At 42.0% G+C, this 19,482-nt stretch carries 19 protein-coding genes; 14 read left to right on the top strand and 5 right to left on the bottom strand.

Going from position 1 to position 19,482, the window contains the following annotated elements:
- Positions 1–113: 113 nt before the first annotated feature.
- The 4 genes from infB to ribD are packed head-to-tail and all read left to right on the top strand — an operon-like array spanning position 114 to position 4,573.
- Entirely contained in the window at positions 114–2,771 is a 2,658-nt protein-coding gene (gene infB / locus JU57_RS07130; protein ID WP_037958879.1) for a translation initiation factor IF-2, read from the top strand.
- Positions 2,768–3,145 carry a 30S ribosome-binding factor RbfA gene (rbfA, locus tag JU57_RS07125; RefSeq protein WP_037958877.1) on the top strand — a complete coding sequence of 126 codons (378 nt, stop codon included), beginning with the start codon at positions 2,768–2,770 and terminating at the stop codon, positions 3,143–3,145. The genes infB and rbfA overlap by 4 nt, the downstream gene beginning before the upstream one ends.
- Positions 3,138–3,566: a ribosome maturation factor gene (locus JU57_RS07120; RefSeq protein WP_037958874.1), complete on the top strand. Its 429-nt coding sequence runs from the start codon at positions 3,138–3,140 to the stop codon at positions 3,564–3,566. Before rbfA ends, JU57_RS07120 begins: the two co-directional genes overlap by 8 nt.
- Positions 3,560–4,573, top strand: a complete 1,014-nt coding sequence (gene ribD, locus JU57_RS07115) for a bifunctional diaminohydroxyphosphoribosylaminopyrimidine deaminase/5-amino-6-(5-phosphoribosylamino)uracil reductase RibD (RefSeq protein WP_051906702.1) — start codon at positions 3,560–3,562, stop codon at positions 4,571–4,573. Before JU57_RS07120 ends, ribD begins: the two co-directional genes overlap by 7 nt.
- A 4-nt stretch (positions 4,574–4,577) precedes the next feature.
- Here the strand turns inward: ribD and JU57_RS07110 are convergent, their stop codons facing one another.
- On the bottom strand, positions 4,578–4,892 hold the full coding sequence (locus JU57_RS07110) for a DUF309 domain-containing protein (RefSeq protein WP_037958873.1): 315 nt from the start codon (positions 4,890–4,892) through the stop codon (positions 4,578–4,580).
- Positions 4,879–7,401, bottom strand: a complete 2,523-nt coding sequence (locus JU57_RS13735) for an EAL domain-containing protein (RefSeq protein ID WP_051906700.1) — start codon at positions 7,399–7,401, stop codon at positions 4,879–4,881. Before JU57_RS13735 ends, JU57_RS07110 begins: the two co-directional genes overlap by 14 nt.
- A gap of 186 nt (positions 7,402–7,587) precedes the next feature.
- Between JU57_RS13735 and JU57_RS07100 the strand changes: the two genes are divergently transcribed.
- The gene (locus tag JU57_RS07100; RefSeq protein WP_025343528.1) at positions 7,588–7,803 is read left to right on the top strand and encodes a cold-shock protein; all 216 of its coding nucleotides are present in this window, start codon (positions 7,588–7,590) and stop codon (positions 7,801–7,803) included.
- 3 nt (positions 7,804–7,806) lie between these two features.
- Here JU57_RS07100 and JU57_RS07095 read toward each other — a convergent pair whose 3' ends face one another.
- Genes JU57_RS07095 through JU57_RS07085 form a run of 3 tightly spaced genes read right to left on the bottom strand, consistent with a single transcriptional unit; the run spans position 7,807 to position 10,608 of the window.
- Complete coding sequence (locus JU57_RS07095; RefSeq protein WP_051906698.1) at positions 7,807–8,976, bottom strand: HAMP domain-containing sensor histidine kinase; 1,170 nt, start codon at positions 8,974–8,976, stop codon at positions 7,807–7,809.
- Entirely contained in the window at positions 8,966–9,625 is a 660-nt protein-coding gene (locus tag JU57_RS07090) for a response regulator transcription factor (RefSeq protein WP_037958867.1), read from the bottom strand. Before JU57_RS07090 ends, JU57_RS07095 begins: the two co-directional genes overlap by 11 nt.
- Positions 9,622–10,608 (bottom strand): cache domain-containing protein, encoded by a 987-nt coding sequence (locus JU57_RS07085; RefSeq protein ID WP_037958866.1) that lies wholly within the window; start codon positions 10,606–10,608, stop codon positions 9,622–9,624. The genes JU57_RS07090 and JU57_RS07085 overlap by 4 nt, the downstream gene beginning before the upstream one ends.
- Positions 10,609–10,688: 80 nt before the next feature.
- On the opposite strand from JU57_RS07085, the gene JU57_RS07080 reads away from it, so the two are divergent.
- From JU57_RS07080 to nrfD, 9 genes are all read left to right on the top strand, one after another.
- On the top strand, positions 10,689–11,693 hold the full coding sequence (locus JU57_RS07080; protein ID WP_037958863.1) for a c-type cytochrome: 1,005 nt from the start codon (positions 10,689–10,691) through the stop codon (positions 11,691–11,693).
- Positions 11,694–11,949: 256 nt separating this feature from the next.
- Positions 11,950–12,297 (top strand): nitrous oxide-stimulated promoter family protein, encoded by a 348-nt coding sequence (locus tag JU57_RS07075; RefSeq protein WP_037958860.1) that lies wholly within the window; start codon positions 11,950–11,952, stop codon positions 12,295–12,297.
- A 29-nt stretch (positions 12,298–12,326) separates the two neighbouring features.
- Complete coding sequence (locus tag JU57_RS07070; RefSeq protein WP_294876477.1) at positions 12,327–13,973, top strand: TIGR01212 family radical SAM protein; 1,647 nt, start codon at positions 12,327–12,329, stop codon at positions 13,971–13,973.
- A 26-nt stretch (positions 13,974–13,999) separates the two neighbouring features.
- On the top strand, positions 14,000–14,236 hold the full coding sequence (locus tag JU57_RS07065; protein ID WP_037958853.1) for a hypothetical protein: 237 nt from the start codon (positions 14,000–14,002) through the stop codon (positions 14,234–14,236).
- Positions 14,226–14,507, top strand: coding sequence for a type II toxin-antitoxin system RelE/ParE family toxin (locus JU57_RS07060; RefSeq protein ID WP_037958851.1), 282 nt, complete (start codon positions 14,226–14,228; stop codon positions 14,505–14,507). The genes JU57_RS07065 and JU57_RS07060 overlap by 11 nt, the downstream gene beginning before the upstream one ends.
- A 127-nt stretch (positions 14,508–14,634) precedes the next feature.
- Positions 14,635–15,207 carry a hypothetical protein gene (locus JU57_RS07055; protein WP_037958848.1) on the top strand — a complete coding sequence of 191 codons (573 nt, stop codon included), beginning with the start codon at positions 14,635–14,637 and terminating at the stop codon, positions 15,205–15,207.
- A 365-nt stretch (positions 15,208–15,572) separates the two neighbouring features.
- The gene (gene phsA, locus JU57_RS07050; RefSeq protein ID WP_037958846.1) at positions 15,573–17,864 is read left to right on the top strand and encodes a thiosulfate reductase PhsA; all 2,292 of its coding nucleotides are present in this window, start codon (positions 15,573–15,575) and stop codon (positions 17,862–17,864) included.
- 15 nt (positions 17,865–17,879) lie between these two features.
- Positions 17,880–18,452 (top strand): 4Fe-4S dicluster domain-containing protein, encoded by a 573-nt coding sequence (locus JU57_RS07045; protein WP_037958843.1) that lies wholly within the window; start codon positions 17,880–17,882, stop codon positions 18,450–18,452.
- A complete protein-coding gene (gene nrfD / locus JU57_RS07040; RefSeq protein ID WP_037958841.1) occupies positions 18,449–19,414 on the top strand; it encodes an NrfD/PsrC family molybdoenzyme membrane anchor subunit in 966 nt (321 codons plus the stop codon). The genes JU57_RS07045 and nrfD overlap by 4 nt, the downstream gene beginning before the upstream one ends.
- The last annotated feature ends 68 nt before the right edge of the window (positions 19,415–19,482 follow it).

The raw sequence follows: 19,482 nt of genomic DNA, 5'->3' as shown, positions 1-19,482 counted from the left end.
GGCATGTATGACAAACAATGAAAAGAAAGTTGTAAAAATACTCAACAATAAATGCAAAACAAATCACAAAGCAATGATGGAATTTGGTAAAATTTTTAAGGAGATAGGGTCGAATGGATAAAGTTCGTATAACCGAAATAGCAAAAGAACTGGGCATGAAGAACAAAGAGATCGTTGATAAAGCGATAGATCTTGGGCTTGATGTCAAAGGGCATTCAAGTTCAATTAGTACAGAAGATGCCGAAAAACTCATGAATTACGTCTTAAGCGGAGAGACTGCACAAACCAGTAAGCCATCTCCTCAACCTAAAGCTCCAGAGATTAAAAAAGTTGAAGTCATAGAGACACCACTGCCTGTCGTTGAAAAACCAAAAGTACACGAAGTTGTTGCTCCTAAAACGAAGACATTGAAAGAAAAAGAGCTTGAAATGGGTCATGCCGCTCCCACTGCTTCTCACAAAGAAGTGGTTGAGAACGTAGGATCAGATGTTGCCGAAGATAAAGTAGACACAGCTGATAAAATCGATCCAACGAATGTACAAAAGCGCAGAGGTCTGGTGATTGTTAAAAAGAAGCGACCTGAAGTCAAAGAGGTCGAAGTTGAAGTAAGACAAAGTCCATCATCGTTTTATGGCTCACGTGAGAGTACACCTTCAAGGAGTATGGAGTCCATGTTTGCTGCGTCTAACAGTGCAAGTGAACTTCAGAAAAAGAAAAAGAAGCTTAAAAAAGTACCTGCTGAGAAAAAATCCACGACAGAGAAGTTGGATATTGCTTTAAATATTGAGATGGCAGACAACAGTATTGATACGGAAGAGGAGGACATGATTGTTCTTCCCGATCTTAATGTGGGTCTTTTGGTCAATGAAGAAGCGAAAAAGAAAAAACAGATCGATCCAAGCCAAATTCGAACCACTAAAAAAACCAATTTTGTGATGCAAGGTATTCAAAGAGTTGGGCGCAAGCGTAGACGTCGTCCAGCACAAGTGCAAGAGAGTGAAGCGATTAGTGCGATTGAAATTCCTGAAGAGATTAGGGTCTATGAGTTTGCTGAAAAGATCAATAAACCGGTGAGTGAAGTGATTAAAGAGCTTTTCTCTTTAGGTGTTATGTTTACCAAAAACGACTTTTTAGATAAAGATTCGATTGAAATTTTAGCAGAGACTTTTGGCATTAACGTGACAACTGTTAATGATCAAGAGGCATTTGACTACGTTAAAGCATACGATGATGAAGGTGACGCCAATAATCAAATTCTGGTTGAGCGTGCTCCTGTTATCACCATCATGGGTCACGTAGATCATGGTAAAACCTCTCTTTTAGATTACATTAGAAGTGCCAAAGTGGCTGCAGGTGAAGCAGGTGGCATTACCCAACACGTGGGTGCTTATATGGTAGAGAAAAATGGTCGAAACATTACCTTTATTGACACACCAGGTCACGAAGCCTTTACGGAAATGCGTTCACGTGGTGCTAAAGTCACCGACATTGTTATCGTTGTTGTCGCAGCAGATGATGGTGTTAAACCTCAAACCAAAGAGGCTGTTGAGCATGCAAAAGCAGCGGGTGTGCCTATTATTATCGCGGTCAATAAAATGGACAAAGAAGCGGCCAATCCGGATCTTGTCAAAGCGCAATTGGCAGAACTAGGCATTACACCTGTTGATTGGGGTGGAGATCACGAATTTGTACCGGTATCTGCTAAAACGGGAATGGGTATTGAAGACCTGCTTGAGACCATTTTATTGCAAGCGGATCTTTTAGAACTCAAAGCCGATCCTAGCCGTGAAGTGAAAGCAACCGTCATTGAAAGCTCCCTCGAAAAAGGGCGTGGTCCTGTGGCAACTGTTGTGGTTGAAGACGGTACGATGCGTGTCGGCGACATTGTCGTTGCGGGAGTTGCTTTTGGTAAAGTCAAAGCACTGCTCGATGACCTTGGACGTTCCGTCAAAGAGGCACTTCCTGGTGAGCCGGTTGTTGTACTAGGGCTTAGTGAAGTCCCAGGTGCTGGTGATACACTGATTAGCGTTAAGAGCGATAAAATTGCACGTGAATATGCGAAGAAAAAAGCAGAATACCTCCGTCAAAAAGAGCTCTCCAAAACAACTAAAGTGAGTTTGGATGATCTCAGTGCGATGATTGCAGAGGGTGCTTTAAAAACATTGCCTGTGATTATCAAAGCGGATGTTCAAGGAAGTCTTGAAGCGATCAAAGGAAGTTTAGAGAAAATTAGAAACTCTGAAACCAAAGTTAACATTGTGAGTGCAGGTATTGGTGGCATTACGGAGAGTGATGTTGCGATTGCGAGTGCGAGCTCAGACTGTATCATTTTAGGTTTCCATGTACGCCCAACAGGTGTGGTGAAAGAGAAAGCCAAAAGTGCTGGTGTTGAGATTAAAACGTACAATATCATCTACGATTTGATTGATGATGTCACCAACATAGTCACAGGGCTTATGGCTCCAGTGATTCGGGAAGAGAATATCGGTCAAGCCATGGTTAGAGAAGTCTTTGCTGTGCCAAAATTAGGACATATTGCTGGCTGTATCGTTACCGATGGTACGATCAATCGTGGTGTTAAAATCAGGGTTATTCGTGATGGCGTCATCATCTATGAAGGCAGTGTTTCATCCCTTAAGCGTTTCAAAGAGGACGTTAAAGAGGTGGGTAAAGGGTTTGAGTGTGGTGTAGGTATCACAGGATACACCGACATTAAAGTGGGCGATTATATCGAAAGCTTTAAAGAGGTTGAAGAAAAAGCGAAACTATGATAGACAAAAGTATTAAAATCCAGAGAACCCAAAGCGTTTTAAGGGAATTGATCCCTGAAGCGCTTTCAACCTTAGAAGATGAGATGCTTCGCGGGGTTTGTGTGGTAGATGTTGAATGTAGTCGTGGAAAATACGATGCGAACGTCTATTTAGATGGTTCTATTTATAATGAAAAAGAGAAAAATTATATTCTTTCACGATTGGATCGCGTTCAGCGTCATATTCAAACCCACTGTATGCAAGCAGAAGGTTGGTTTCGCTGCCCACGTTTCACGTTTTATTTCGATGATAGCTTAGAGCGCCAAAATAAGATGGATGCGCTGTTTGCAAAAGTGGAAGAAGAGCTCAAAAAAGGTAAGAACAACGATGCTTGATAAAGAACAGATGGTCAAACTTGTAGAGAGTTGCGGTGTATCGCTCTACGATACCGAAATTGCAAACGAATACGATAAAAAAATTTTTAGAATTTATATCACATCCAAAGAGGGCATTAGTTTGGATAAATGTGCGGAAATCAGCCGTATTTTATCGCCTATTTTTGATTTGGAACCGCCACTTGAGGGTGAGTATCTTTTTGAAGTCAGCTCTCCAGGCATTGAGCGCAAACTCACCAAACCGGAGCATTTTACAGCTTCTATTGGTGAAAAAGTCAAAGTCAAATTGACGAATAAAGAGAAATTCATCGGACTTCTTGAAAGCTTTGTTGACAACGTTGCCTCTGTGCGCGTTGAAAATGAACTCAAACAGATTTCACTGGCTGAGATCGAAAGTATCCGAACTTATTTTGAATGGTAAGCGCGTTTGACACTCTTTTAATGCAAAAAGCACTTGATGCTGCTTGGGCGTATCAGGTGCTGACGTTTCCAAACCCTGCGGTGGGAGCGGTTGTAAGCAATGACCAAGGCGATATTTTGGGTGTTGGTGCACACCAAAAAGCGGGATCAGCTCACGCTGAAGTGCTTGCGATTAAAGCAGCGTACGAAAAACTCACGGACGATAGACGCATCAGTGACATCGAAGAGGCGAGCGAACTCCACACTTTTTTAAAAAAATATCACACCCATCTTTTCCACAATCTCTCTTTACATGTGACCCTAGAGCCGTGTCACCATTTTGGCAAAACCCCTCCATGTTCCTCCTTGATTGAAGCGCTTCATTTTAAACGAATTGTGATTGGCTCCTCTGATGAAAGTCGCGCACAAGGCGGTGGGGCGTATCTTCAAAGTAAAGGGATGGAGGTGCATTTTGGATGTCTGAAACAGGCGTGCGATCTGCTCTTAAGTCCGTTTACATGTAAAGAAAACAAAGAGCCGTTTCTCTTTTTTAAACTCGCCCTCAGTGCGAATGGTGTGGCAACGGGGGGAATCATTACATCGCTTGATTCACGCGTTATGGTGCATCGTTTGCGAGATCGCTGTGATCTTTTAGTGATTGGTGGTAATACGGTTCGGATAGATCGCCCCATTTTAGATGCGAGGCTGTGTGAGGGGAAAGCACCGGATGTGCTTATTTACTCCCATCACAACGATTTTGATCGCACTATTCCTCTGTTTGATATTCCTGATCGCTCCGTAACCATTGCTTCAGATCTTACCAGCGTCAATGGTTCTAAAATGGTGATGGTTGAAGGCGGGCAAGGGCTTTTGGATGCCCTTTCAAACGAAATCAGATGGTATTTGATCTTTGAATCACCGCATGAAAAAGAGGGAAAGACGATTATTTTACCCACAGGATTACAAAAGATTTTTGCTCAAAGAGTGGGCGAAGATACGATGAGCTGGTACTTTAAACACACCGTCTAAACGTTTACATGTAAAGTGCATATTTGCGTAATAAAAGCGCTTGAGCCTCTTCGTAGCGTTCGGTTAAGGATGAAGGGGTTGAAGCAATCAGTGGGGCGTATTTTTCATACGTCTGCCACACGCGCAATGCTCCCTCTTTTTTGCCTTTGCACGCCAACGCTAAAGCGGTAGAGGCGTTGATCAGCCCTTTAAGGATTTTCGCCTCATCTTCGGAATTGGGGAGTTTTTTCAAACGGTGCCACTCCACTTCCAGTACTTCGTGTCCTTCGACAAACGCATCATTCTCAACAACATGTAAAAATGCTTCAATGGCTAACATAATGACTCTTTAGTTTTGTTTTTGGGGAAGGTTCATGCAGGTAGAACCCTTGCACAAAGTCAATGTCAAGCTCTTTGACTTTATCTAAAATCTCTTTTTTGTGAACAAATTCAGCGACCACTAAAATCCCCAAGTTTTTAGCAAAATGGGTAATTGTTTTCACCGTTGCATACGCATTGGCATCGGTGTCAAGGTTTTTAATCAATGAGCCATCGATTTTGATGAAATCCACATTGAGGCGCAGTAAGTATTCAAAGTTAGAATACCCAGCTCCAAAATCATCAATCGCAAGCAAACAGCCGTATGTGCGTATCTGTTGCAAAAATATTTGCACTTCTGTGGAGTCTTCAATGCCCTCTGATTCGACAAGTTCTAAGGTGATATGTCCTTGCAGTGTAGGGTATTGGCGTAACATATCCATCAAAAATGCCGTGGTCTCTTGGTTCATAATATCTTCTTTGGTGATATTAATCGAAATATCACAATGAAGCTCCAAAGCAGCTCGTAACCCCTCTTGAATGACAAAACGCGTGAGTTGGTCGTACAAGTGCATACGTTTGGAAAGATCAATGAAATGAAAAGGTGAGATAATCCGTCCATCGGTATCGATGAGGCGAATCAGCACTTCATATTTTTTGCGCGCATTTTTCTTTACATGTAAAGGAACAATTTCCTGCAAAAAGATCGTAAAACGGTTCTCTTTAAGTGCACTCATGATGGTTTCATTCCACTGAATGTCTTTTTGGAGACGCTCTTCAAAGCCCTTATTATCATCGTAAACTACGAAGTTTTTGTGCGATGCGCGTGCCTCTTTCATGGCAATTTCCGCACGGTTGTAAAGATACCCAACCCCATTGGCAATGCCAAAGCGAAGGGTGAGTGGGTAAAACGATTGGTGTATGAAAAGTCCTTCGTGCGAGAGTATGGCAAGAATGTGTTGGCACTCGTTGTTAAACGCTTGGTCAAGAAGCGGTGCGTCACAAAAGAGGGCAAATTCGTCGCTTTGGAGATGAAAGAATTGCCACGTTTTTGGCATCAGCTGTTTAATTTTAAGGGTTAAATGACGCAGATAGAGGTCTCCAAAGGCTTGCCCATGCAGAGTATTGATGTCACGAAATCCACAAATATTAAGAATGGCTAAGTGTGGTGTTTGGGTGCGTTCAATCGCTTCAAAGAGAAACTTGCGACTGGGAAGCTCTATGAGTTTCTCTTTGCGCAAGTGTTCTACCTGTTCAAAAAGCTCACTGACATCGTAGCGAATCGCGATGTACTCCTGAATCGCTCCTTGCTCGTCAAACAGTGGCATAATCACCGACTTAACATAGTAGGTGCTGCCATCTTTGCGACGGTTTTTCACAACGCCTTTCCATGGTTTCCCCTCTTTGAGGGTCTCCCACATCTCTTTAAAGAAGTTTTGAGGGTTGTCTGGATGGCGAACGATGTTATGGGGTTTACCTAAAAGTTCTTTTTCGGTGTAGCCTGAGATCGCTATAAATTGCTTATTGGCATAGGTGATGATGCTTTTAGCGTTGGTTTTGGAGACAATCGTATTTTCATCAATCGCCTCTTTGTAGTGTTCTAAGAGATGGGATTGTTTTTCATGTTCGCAAATGAGATGCGCAATTTCACCCAGTTCATGCTCTTGACGTGAGAGAGCTGCTATGTAGTTGAGATTGTGGCTTTTAAGTGCCATGGAGATATATCGAATCGGTGTGAAGATAATCTTATACGTAAGAACATGAAACAGTACAATGCCACCTAAGACAATAATAAGTCCTGCCAAAATAAGAAAGTTTTGTATTTCCGCCATAAAAAGAAGCGTTGAGGAGATGTAGGAAAAATGAAGATAACCGATCACGTCATCATGCAAGGAGCGAAGTGGTAGCCCAAAATCTTCGTGTAAGGTAGGATGATCACTTGCAGAAAGAAGCGATGCCTTTCCAAGGGTTGCCTCTTCCATACTTTTGAGAAAAGCATCATCAAAAAGTCGCCCTAAAAGCAAAAATCCCTTTGCATCGCCGCTTTGTTTCACATCCGCCGAGCTATGAATGGGCGCTAAAAAAAATTGGATGAAAACCCCATCTTCATAGTGGAAAAACTCTTTAAAAGAGAGTGTTGAAGCATCCAAAGAGGATAAATCAACATTTATGGTTTGAACGGCGTTACTTTTATGGCGATAAACCTGCTTTTTGGAAGCATCAAAGATAAAAATATAATCAAGCCCAAATGTGGGAAGCAGAGGCTCCAAATGAGCCTGACTCCAGCTTAAATCTTGGGTATTCACAAATGCCGCCATTTCATCCCAACGTGAGTAGTTAAGGCTCATGTGCATCATGGAGGTTTTTTCAAGATTTAAGACAGCTTTATAGCGTTCAAACACACTTCTTTGCTCGTGTACAATCTGACGTTGTTCTTGCGTTTTTTGACTAAACCAGACACTGGTCATTAAGATGAGTGTGCAAGAGAGGATGATTGTGCTGTAAAGTGCATATGTTTTTGCTATTTTCATGCCTTAGTATAGTTAAAAGCGATTTAAATTTGCTTTATTTTAAAAAATAAGATACACTATTTTCCTAGAAAGATGAGGTTCGAGTTCATCTTTGGTAGTTTTGTGATACGTGACCTTTAGTTAGCATCCTAAATACTCCAAAAATACTCAATTTTCTACTTTTCGATCTTATAACAGGAGCATTAGATGGCTTTATTAGAGGGAACCGTTAAATGGTTTAACAATGAAAAAGGTTTTGGTTTTATCCAACCAAATGATGGCGGAAAAGATGTATTCGTACACTTTCGTCAAGTAAATAGATCAGGTTATGGTCGTGTATCTTTGGCAGAAGGCCAAAAAGTTACTTATGAACTAGGCGAAGGTCCAAAAGGCCCACAAGCTGAGAACGTAACAGCACTATAATCTTTAGGAGGAGATTTTCTCCTCCTTTGCTTCTTCTCTAAACCAATACCTAAATTCACTCCCCTTTTTCTCTTCCGATTGTACTTCAATCACAACACCGTACTTATCGCAAATACTTTTTACAATACTTAGACCTATGCCAAAACCACCTTTGTAAATGTCACCTCGGTAATGGCGCTCAAAAATTTTATCGACCTCTTTAATGCCCACACCGTGATCTTTGATGGTAAAACAGAGTTTGCCATTGTCTGCGTTTAATGCAACGTCGATGATGGTTTGCGTTGGCGAGTATTTGATCGCATTGGTGATGTTGTTGTCAATGATGCGTTGAAGCTCAATGCGGTTGATGCGTACATAAAGCTCTGGTTCAATGTGTGAACAAATCAAAATCTCCTTTGAAGCGCTCAAGGCTTCAAAATACGCAATACGATCTTCCAAAAACGTCGAAAAATTAAGCAGTTCGGTTGTGTAGGTGATCGTTTTGTTTTTAATGAGGTACTCGAGATCATCATACAACGTTGAAAGGGTTGAGAGTGCCGCAAGCGTACGACTGAGGCGTTTGTCTTTGTATTTTCTCACTAAACCTTCGATGTTAAGTTGCATGATACCCAGAGGCGTTTTAAGTTCGTGCATGACATCGGTGAAAAAATGATTCATGCGTGTTGATGCTTCGATGTGTGGTTTGAGCAACATCTTCATCAGTACAAATGAGATGATAAACATGCCAGAGAGCACAACGCCCACCATCACCAAAATATCCAATATAACCTGCGAGTACGAAAGCTCTTTTTGAACGATGAGAAAGTTTACATGTAAAAGATTTTTGCGTAAGGGTTGTTTGTAAAAGATGGCGTGCTCACCGGTATAAAATGGACTCTCAAAAGAGGGAATGGGCTCTTTGATTAACGAAAAAACAACACGATTGGAAGCGTCTACGAGTGCACTTTTGTACAGAATAGAGCGAGGAAACAGAAATGTTTTTTGCAAAGGTGAAAGCGCGTAAATGCTCTCTTCTATCTCTGCGGCATAAAGACGTAGCTCTCTTTCTTGATTAAATTGAGAAAGGCGAAACGATGCCGAGAGGTAATTTAAAAGGGGAAACGAGACCAGCAAGAGGGTCAAGAAGGTAAGAATGATCGCGAACATAAACGCATTTTTGGTCTCACTTTTCAATTTTGTATCCTATCCCTTTCGCGGTAATAATAAACTCTTTATCGGTTTTGTCGCGCAGTTTTTTAATCAGCATGCGTATGTCATTATCGCCGACCTCCTTACCTTCCCAAACGTATTCGTGGATGAGCTCTGTGGAGATAAAATTGCCCCTATTTTTCACCAACACAAAGAGCAGTTTGCGCTCATAATTGCTGAGATTGACCTGCATCTCCTCAAACCAAAGGCTTTGGTCATCGCTATGGTAGGAAAATCCATAGGGGAGCGGTATCACACCCAGCGTTGTATGGAGGTGGTAACTTTTGAGTGTTTGAGAGACGCGGTACTGAAGCTCTTTGAGTGAAAACGGTTTGCGCAAATAATCATTGCAGCCAAGCTCATAGCCCAATGAGAGATTGTTAATGTCGGTGAGCGACGTGATGAAAATGATCGGCAAATCAAGCTTCGCTTTGCGAATCTCTTTAAGAATCTCATAGCCATCTAGATGGGGTACGCGAATGTCCAAAAGGGCAAGATGGTACTGTTTATCAAACAGTGCATCCAGTGCAACAAGTCCATCTTCAAAGGCATCCACTTCATAGCCCATCTCTTCTAAAGACTCCTTAATGCTCTCATTGTAAGTGTGGTCATCTTCCAGTAGTAAAATTTTCATCGGATCAGTATCTCATGTTTTTGGGACTCTTCCATAGCAGGCTCCAGCGTCTTTACATGTAAAGGTGTTGAACGAGGTGAAAGCGAGGCTCGAAGCAGCAGTGACTCTTTGAGCAAGGCTTCTGCAAACCAAATGCCAATGTAGCCCACCTGCTTGGCTTCGATGTCAAAGAGGGGTGTGAAGCCAAAGAGTACACCGTTTTCTCGTGCAAATCCTCTTTCCACCGTAGAGGTCGAAATGATGGAACTCAGAGCATTGATGCACTCGCTAGGGCAGCTGTTACTGACGATGACGTAGTGATCGATTTGGGTTAGTTCTTTCATCCACGCGCCAATTTCTAAAAGCTCTTTATCCATTAAAATGACAAAATTGATCTTTTTGGCGTTCAGTTTTTGAGCGACTTCATCGAAAGGGATAATGATCTCCAAAGAGCCGATAAACTCATTTTTAGCATAAATAGGGCAGAGTGCTTTAATGTTAAGACGTTTGCCAAGTTCAATGGCAACGAGGGGCATTTTGGTTTGTTGAAGCAGCGCTATGCCTTTGCGAAATGTGGAGAGATCATCACCGTAATCTTCAAAATCCCAGCTGCGCACATAGGCTTTGGCATCTTTAGTATGAAGTTGCACTTCAAGGGTTTCAATCTGTAAATACTGTTTGATTTTAGAAATTTCGCGCTGTAATGTTTCAAAAAGTAACGCCCTATCATTGGTAAGGTAGCCTTCTTTGAGTGTCTCATTTTGAGCAAGCATCAGCGCAATGCTGAGAGCCAGTTGCTTTTCGTGGGAAATGAGCTCTTGGGTAAGGCCTAGCACACTCTCCACGCTGTTTTTAGCATCTTCAATGTAAAGGTTGTGATTCGCACGATAGATCAAGAAGCCAAGAGTGAGTATGAGGACGAAAAAGAGTCCAAAAAAGAGTGCAAATGCACGAAACGTTTTGATGAGAGCTCCTTTGGATGTATTGTTCACATTATAGCTCAAAAGAGCGCTTCGGAAATTGACGAAAAATTGACGTAGAAAAACTATGATGGTGGTTAGAGAAAATTTTAAGGAGGTAAGAGATGAAAAAAGTATCGATGCTTGGAATGGCACTACTCTTTTTAGGGGCAAACGGGCTTTTTGCATTGGACGTGGCGGAGCTAGCTAAACGCTCAGACAAAGGATTTAAACCTGTTGTGGTGAAGGATTGGAAAGCACCTGATGAGAGCACGATTCCGAACAATCTTTTTGGGGAGACCGTGCGTTATGGAAAAGCACTGGTGCATGAAACCTACAAATACATCGGTCCCGAAGTTGCGGATGCTAAAATGCGTTACGCGGGTAACAACCTTGCCTGTTCTTCGTGTCACCAAGATGCAGGCACCAAGCGATGGTCAGCACCGTTTATGGCAACGTTTGGAAACTTCCCTCAATACCGCAACCGCGATGAAAACATCGGCAGTATTGAAGAGCGTGTCAATGGATGTATGAACCGCAGTATGAATGGCAAATCGCTTCCTGAAAATGGAAAAGAGATGCGTGCGATTGTGACGTACATGTACTGGTTGGCACAAGGCATTCCTGTTGGCGCTAAAGTCGAAGGCGCTGAGTTTCCTCAGGTCAACCGCAAAATGGTCATGAGCCAAGCGGCCGATCCGATTAAAGGTGAGAAAGTGTATGCAGAGCATTGTGCTTCATGTCATGGTGAAAACGGCGAAGGTGTGAAACGTGAAGGCAAAGCCAATGGGTACGAATTTCCTCCACTTTGGGGCAAAGACAGCTACAACACGGGTGCTGGCATGTACCGCGTGCTTCGCGCAGCAGACTGGATCGTAGCCAATATGCCTTTGGGTGCGGACAACCACAACCGTGTTCTCACCGACGAGCAAGCCTACAACGTAGCAGCGTACATCAATAACTACGACAAACCACGCGATGTCAAAGCCAATCGTGAAAAAGATTTTCCTGATCTTAACATGAAAGTGCCTGATAGCGATGTTGGACCTTACAACGATGGCAAAACACGCCACCAACATAAATTTGGTCCGTATCAAGGGATTATTATTCCTGCGAAAAAAGCAGAATAATCTTTAATGTGGCAAATTTCGGTTTGCCACAGACTTCCAACCACTGCTTTAAAAATTAACACTGTTTTCTTGCAATAACGTTAAGTTTAGACTATATTCTTTATAATACACTTTTTCAAAGTTAAATTTGTAGCACCATAGGTGCGTGGGCTTTCTGCCGAAGAAAACCCAGTGTTAACGTAGCGTTTGGAGCTTTGCTTTAAACGCGTGTTGAGAGTTTTATAAAAACGCTAGTAAAAATCAGAAAAGAGCCTCCATGAACAAAGAAAAACTCATCTCCGATACGCAAACTTTGCACCGTTTTATTCAACTGCATTGCGACAAAAAACATCACGATGTTCCCAAAAAAAAAGGCACTTTGCAGGTCTGCTTTAAAGAGGAGAGCTTATGCGACCTTCCCTATCATATCTGCGAAGAGTGCGAGACGCTTTTCCTCTATGCGTATGGTAAGCTTAAAAATTGTCCGCATGAGAACAAACCGAGTTGTCGCAAATGCCCTGATCCCTGTTATGAAAAGCCGATGTGGAAAAAGATGGCAAACGTGATGATGTTCAGTGGTATGCAGTTAGGACTCTCCAAAATACGCAAAATTTTTTCCAAATAATGCTCCCCTACCTTAGCCATAAAAATTTTATGCTCGCTCAGTATGGCGAAGCGCTCTTTAGCATTCCGGTCAATCTTGAATTTGGCTGCCCCAACCGTGAAAAAGATGGCAGTGGCGGCTGCTCTTTTTGTCCTGAACACGGTGCGCGTGCGGCGCAAATTGCCGACGCAAAAAGCGTGGAAGAGCAGATTGAAAAAGCGCTTTCGTTTGCGAAAAGGCGGTACAAAGCCTCTTCGTTTGCGCTGTACATTCAAGCCTACACGGGAACCTTTGCCTCGTTGGTTAGGCAAAAAGAGGCGTATGAAAACCTGCTGTCGCTCTACCCGTTTCGGGCGTTACATGTAGGCACCAGACCCGATTGTCTCAGCGAATCGACGTTGGAATATTTGAGTGAATTAAACCAAAAACTAGACGTCGTAGTTGAGCTTGGCGTGCAAACTTTGCACGATACAAGCTTAGCGCGCATGAACCGAGGACACGATGCTGCCTGTTCGCTGGATGCGATTAAGCGTTTACATGGTAAAGGTTTGAAGGTCTATGCGCATCTCATTATCGGCTTGCCAAATGAGAATTTAGAGATGTGGAAACAGAGTTTGAAAGGCTTGGTGGACGCGGGCATTGATGGCATTAAATTTCACAATTTGCATATCATCGAAAAGACCGATTTGGCACGCGAATACGCACAAACACCTTTTGCGCTTTTAAACGAGTACGCATACGCCGAAGCGCTCATCGAGCTGTTGCGTTATATTCCTTCTACCATTCCCATTTTACGTCTTGCCACCGACACACCAGCTTATGAACTTATCGCCCCCACATGGCACATGGCAAAAGGACAATTTGGCGAATACATCGCCCAAACGATGCGTTATCGGGGTATCAAACAAGGTGATTTGGTCGAGTCCAAGTGTGAAGAAAGTGATGAAATACCACAAAAAATCGATCTAAAAGATGGAAGTTCGACTTTATGGAATGAAACGTACCATGATTATTACCATCCCAAAGCGGGCGCTTACACCCAAGCCGAAACACTTTTTCTTGAAAAATCAGACCTCAAAGCACGCCTTGAAAAAGGCGATGTGAACCTTTTAGAGATCGGTTTTGGGATGGGCTACACCACGTTTAAAGCCATAGAATTAGCCCAAACCTTAGCCCAAAATCGTTTACATGTAAACGCCATCGACCAAGACCGCATGCTTTTACAGAGAGCTTCTGCTATCGTTCCCAATGCTTTACATGTAAAGATATTGAACGCACTTTTTACATGTAAAACCTACGAAGATGATTTCGCGAGGATTGACTTCCAAAATGTCGAAGCACGCTACGGTGTCACGCTTTTGAGCGAGAAATTTGATGTGATCTTTTTAGACCCCTTTATCGAGAGCAATAACGCTTCGCTCGTCACCTTGGAATTCTTCCAAGCTCTGAAAAAACTACTCAAACCTGATGGCGTTTTAGTCGCCTCAACCGCTTTACATGTAAGCCAAATCGGACTCAATCTCGCAGGCTTTGACGTGCACGTTGCCAATGATGAAACCAGCGACATCAAGGGCATTGTCGCCACACATTCTACGGCTTCAAAACCGTTACATGTAAAAGAGCCGTACCGCGATTCTTATGGTGTTTGGAGTGATAAAGAGATCGAAACACTGCATCAAAAGAGAAGTTTGGTATAATCGTTTTATGATTTAAAGGAGCAAAAATGCAAGTTGTCATCGATGTCAAAGAGGGCTATGCAGCCCAGTTTTTGAGTATTTTGCAGTCTTTGGATAGTCGATTTTTCAATCAAGTGAAGATTGAGAAAAATAGCCAATTTATGCACGATAAAGCCTACCTTGAAAAAGAGCTTGAAGAGCTTAAAAGTGGTCATGCAACCATGGTATCGCTTGAAGAGTTTGAAGCGCACATGAACAACGTGCTTGACGAATATGCGCATTGAGTTCAAAGAGAGTTTTCTCAAACGCTTTGAAAGCCAACTTCGTTTCATAGCAAACGATAGTCCAAAAAATGCTCTAAAATTTAAAAACGATCTTCTAACCCAAATTCACTCACTTGTCTTTCATCCTTTGAAATGCCGAAAATCTATCTATTTTAATGATGAATCCATTCGTGATCTAGTTTACAAAGGCTACACGATTGTGTATCGTATCAACGAAGATAAAATTGAGATTTTTGGTTTGACAAAATATCAAGAGCATGTTATAGACTAAAGAATGGCGGTATTTTATCCTTGGAGTTTATCGGTTGTGTTGCCTTTACATGTAAAGAGTTGAAAGTCACCTAATAGTAAAATTGTCGATGAAGTCAAACGTTAGTTAATATAAAGGAGATTAATACATGGTCAAACTGGAAAATATTACTAGTATATATGAGGTGGCATTTGCAACAAATTTCATCTTAGGCTATTTGATTGCAACTTATAGAGATGTCTATCTAGAATCTGTAAAAATAATATTGACACAATCTAAAGGTAAAGGGCTCGCAGAAGATGATAATTTCTTTATATTACAAGACGGTAATAAATTTTCAAAAAAAGCATTTTCTAAAATCAAATATTTATTCGTGATAACTGTAATTTTCTCAATAATAGCCATAGTTTTTTCATTTTTATTCTTGCTTTTTGCAGGTATCATTCCAGAATACACGATTCCAACATGGTTATTTGTCATATCTTCTTCCTTGTTCATTTTAGTAAATCCCATTGGATATTTCATTTATAAAATATATGTTTTGAATTTCAAACATACAATAAATGGTGAGAAAATCAACGACAGTGAAATTTCAAATTTTATAAAAAGTTATGTGCCATTCCCAATATATCGAGAAAGTGTTCTTCAGAAGATAAAATTGTTTTTTTATTTCAAAATCAAATATATTAAAAATTTATTTAGAAAGAATAGGAGGGCTTGATTTTAATTTCAGCTTGTTAACCGCCAATTTTATACGTTAAATTTTAGCCAAATTTTGTCTACAAATCTTTACATGTAAAGAGTTTTCACATATCAAAAAACCAACCGCCATGTTTATTCTATGAAAAAAAGCTTTATTTGTAACGCTTACGACTTCTTTTTAAACAAAGCATCTTTACATGTAAACGTAAAAACATCAAAATTTACGTTCTTTTTACGTCATGTAATGCCCTAAAGCACGCTAAAAAGCCTAGTTATCTAAAATCTTCTACAAAAATGGTATTTAAAAGTCGTCTTTAAAGTTTACATAAAATTTACATAGCTTTTCTAAGATTGCAGTATGAAATCTTATGAAAAGGATGAAAGATGACTCAAATGCTTAGCCGAAGAGGATTTTTAAAACTCTCTTCTACTGCAGCGGCCGTTGCAAGTCTCTCGTCGATACCAGGGACTCTTGGGGCGATGGAAGAGAGTAAAAAGCACTACAAAGGTACGACGAAGTTTACACCGAGTATTTGCGAGATGTGTACGAGTTCGTGTACCATTGAAGCGCGTGTGGAAGAGGGGAAGGGAATGTTTATTCGCGGCAATCCTGCGGATAAAGGGCGAGGTGGCAAAGTCTGCGCTCGTGGAAGTGCTGGGTTCAATCAACTCTATGATCCACAACGTTTGGTCAAACCGATTATGCGTGTGGGTGAGCGAGGAGAGGGAAAGTGGAAAGAGGTCAGTTGGGACGAAGCATACACTTTCATTGCCAAAAAACTGGATGAGATCAAGCAAAAACACGGTGCGCATACGGTCGCTTTTACAGCACGTAGCGGTTGGAATAAAACATGGTTTCATAATTTAGCGCAAGCGTATGGTTCACACAACCTTTTTGGGCATGAAGCGACCTGTCCATTGGCGTACGATTTGGCGATGGACGATATTTTTGAAGGTGGAGTCAGTCGTGATTTTGCGAAAGCAAAATACATCATCAATCTCAGCCACAATGTCTTTGAAGGCATTGTTATCTCGTATGCCCGTCAATACATGGATGCGTTAGCGCATGGTGCCAAAGTTATCTCACTCGATCCACGTTTTTCAACGATGGCAGCCAAAGCTACTGAGTGGCATCCGATCAAACCAGGGCATGATCTTCCGTTTGTTCTTGCCTTTATGCACACGCTGATTAACGACAATCTTTACAATAAAAAATTCGTTGAAAAATACTGTGAAGGATTCGAGGAGCTCAAAGCCAGTATTGCAGAGTATACCCCTGAAAAAATGGCATTAGAGTGTGACATTCCAGCAGAAGTCATCAAACGCATGGCGCATGAATTTGCCAAAGCGGCTCCTAAAGCTCTGTTTGATTTCTGTCACCGAGTCACTTTGACACCTCAAGAGTTAGAACTACGTCGTGCGATTATGATGTGTAATGTTTTAGTGGGTGCCATAGAGCAAGAGGGTGGCTACTACCTCAATAAAAGTGCAGGTTTTTACAATAAATATTTAGGCGAAAGCGATGCCAAAGCGCCCGTGCTTAAAAAGCCAAAAATCCCTGCCTATCCAAAGGTAGAAGTACCACGCATTGATCGTATTGGCGAAAAAGACAGTGAATTTTTCTTGGCAAAAAAAGGCAATGGCATTGTTACTTTGATCCCTAAAGCGACGTTGGAAGATCTTCCGGGTGTTCCTTACAGACTCCATGGTTGGTTTATCGCCCGTAACAATCCTGTCATGACACAAGCCAATACCGAAACGGTCATCAAAGCGCTTAAAGCGATGGACTTGGTCGTTGTGTATGATATTCAAGTCTCTGATACGGCGTGGTTTGCTGACATCGTTCTGCCTGATACAACCTATTTAGAGCGAGACGAAGAGTTTACCGCCAGTGGTAGTAAAAATCCAAGTTATGGGGTTGGTCGTCAAAAAGTGGTCGAACCGATTGGTGAGTGTCGTCCTGGTTGGAGAGTCGCGAAAGAGTTAGCGGAGAAAATGGGACTGGGTGCGTATTTCCCATACCAAGACATCGAAGATTACCGCTTGCAACAAGTGGGCGATAACATCGATCTTTTGGCGAAACTCAAAGCAACAGGCATGGCAAGTTTTGGGGTACCTTTGCTGTTACAAGATAAAAAAAGCGTGGCAGCATTTGTGAAAAAATACCCCAGTGCAGCAAGCAAAGTCAATGAAGAGGGCACGATCGATTTCCCTCATAAAATCAAATTGTTTAGCCCAAAACTCGAAGCCGTTTCTAAAAAAGGCGCTTTAAGTTATGAGCCTTACAAATACAAAGAAGCAGATGAACTCTACTTTATCAATGGCAAATCTGCGGTACGTACCAACGGTCACAACGGGAATAACGCATGGTTGAACAACCTTTTGGATGATGCGGCGGTGTGGATTCACCCTAAAACGGCGGAACGCCTTGGCATTAAAAACGGTGACAAGATCGATGTTTATAACAAATACAGCACGCAAAAAGGCAAAGCCCTTGTCACCAAAGGGGTAAGAGAAGATACCGTGTTTGCGTACTTTGGCTTTGGTCACATCAGTAAAGAGCTCAAACGAGCTTATGGAAAAGGTGTTAACAGCAATTCGCTTTATTCGCCTTTGGTCTCGCCAAATTCAGGTATGAACCTGCATGTCGTTGGCGTCAAAGTCAAAAAAGCGTAAGGGGAGGAGAAAACAATGGCAAAAAAATATGGAATGATCCACGATAACAATCTCTGCATCGGCTGTCAAGCGTGCAATGTTGCGTGTAGATCGGAAAATCAAATACCAGAATCCGTGTACCGTTTACAAGTATGGGTCAAACAAGAAGAGTACCCCAATGGAGGCTTAGGCTACGAATACCACCGCCAATCGTGTGTCCAATGTGAAAACACACCCTGTGTGAGTGTTTGCCCAACACACGCCTCGTATAAAAATGAAGATGGAATTGTTTTGATCGATAACGACTTGTGTGTAGGCTGTTTGTACTGTGTTGCCGCGTGCCCGTATCAAGCGCGTTACGTGCACCCTGTGACCAAAGCGCCTGATAAATGTACCTTCTGTCATGAATCACGATTGGCAAGAGGTGAAGAGCCAGCGTGTGTCACGGTGTGCCCAACCGATGCACTTATTTTCGGTGATCTCAATGATCCGAAAAGCAAGATCAATAAAGCACTCTCAGAGCGCGTCACGTATCGTCAAAAAGAGTCTTTAGGCACTCAACCAAAAATGTTTATCGTACCGAATCATAAAGGAGGGATCAGATCATGAATCAGATATGGGGCTCAATGGAGCAATACTCAACACTCGTATGGCATTGGCCAATTGCGGTCTATCTCTTCTTAGCAGGTCTCTCAGCTGGTGCGGCGATGACGTCGTTAATCGTTAAATGGATAGAGGGTAACGGCAAGCCTCCTTGGGATGGACTGATCAAAGCAGGCGCTTTGTTAGCACCTCTGACGATTTGTCTAGGGTTGGTTTTGTTGATTTTTGACTTAACCCGTCCGTTAATGTTCTGGAAATTATTGATTCACTATAACTTTGGTTCGGTGATGACCTTGGGTGTTTTAGGTCTTTTTATCTATACACCTCTTAGTTTCATCTACGCGGCGATTAAATTTAAACCATGGCTGTTTGAAACAGGTCCGTTTGCAGGCTTACTCAGACCATTCAAAGGTCTTTTGGATAAAGTTGGTGACAATCCTGCATGGTTAGAGCGAACACTCTTCTTATTTGCCGTTATTATCGGCATCTATACAGGGTTTTTACTCTCAGCGATGTACAGTTATCCTCTGTTTAACACACCGCTGTTGCCGATTCTGTTCTTGGCATCTGGACTCTCTTCTGGCATTGCAGCATCGATTCTTTTTGGGCTTCTCTTTTTCAAATCAGAAGTCAATGAGAAAAATGCCAAGTACCTTTTAGAGTTGGATTTAAGAGTCGTTCCAATGGAATTGTTACTCCTCTTTGCTCTCTTTGTGGGGATGTATTTCCAAGGTGGTGATAAAGCCATCATTGCTGTACAAGCCTTGACAACAGGTATTTGGGCGTTTGTCTTCTGGGGAGGCGTTATTGGTGTAGGCATTGCAACACCTCTTTTGATTGCGATCACGGCACTCAAACACCATGCGTACCGTGTAGGCTATATTTTGCTCAACTCACTGGTCGTACTGATCGGTGTTGTTTTTTTACGCCTTTATATTCTCTACGCAGGGCAAACCTTCGTAGGATAAGTTTTTGCTCTCAAGCTCCCTTTTTGAAGGGGAGCTTGCCTTCTTTTTATGTTTCACTTTGTAAAATA

It is taken from the genome of Sulfurospirillum sp. SCADC, assembly GCF_000743525.1.
Lineage (GTDB): Bacteria > Campylobacterota > Campylobacteria > Campylobacterales > Sulfurospirillaceae > Sulfurospirillum.
This window is presented reverse-complemented; position numbering and strand designations above follow the sequence as displayed.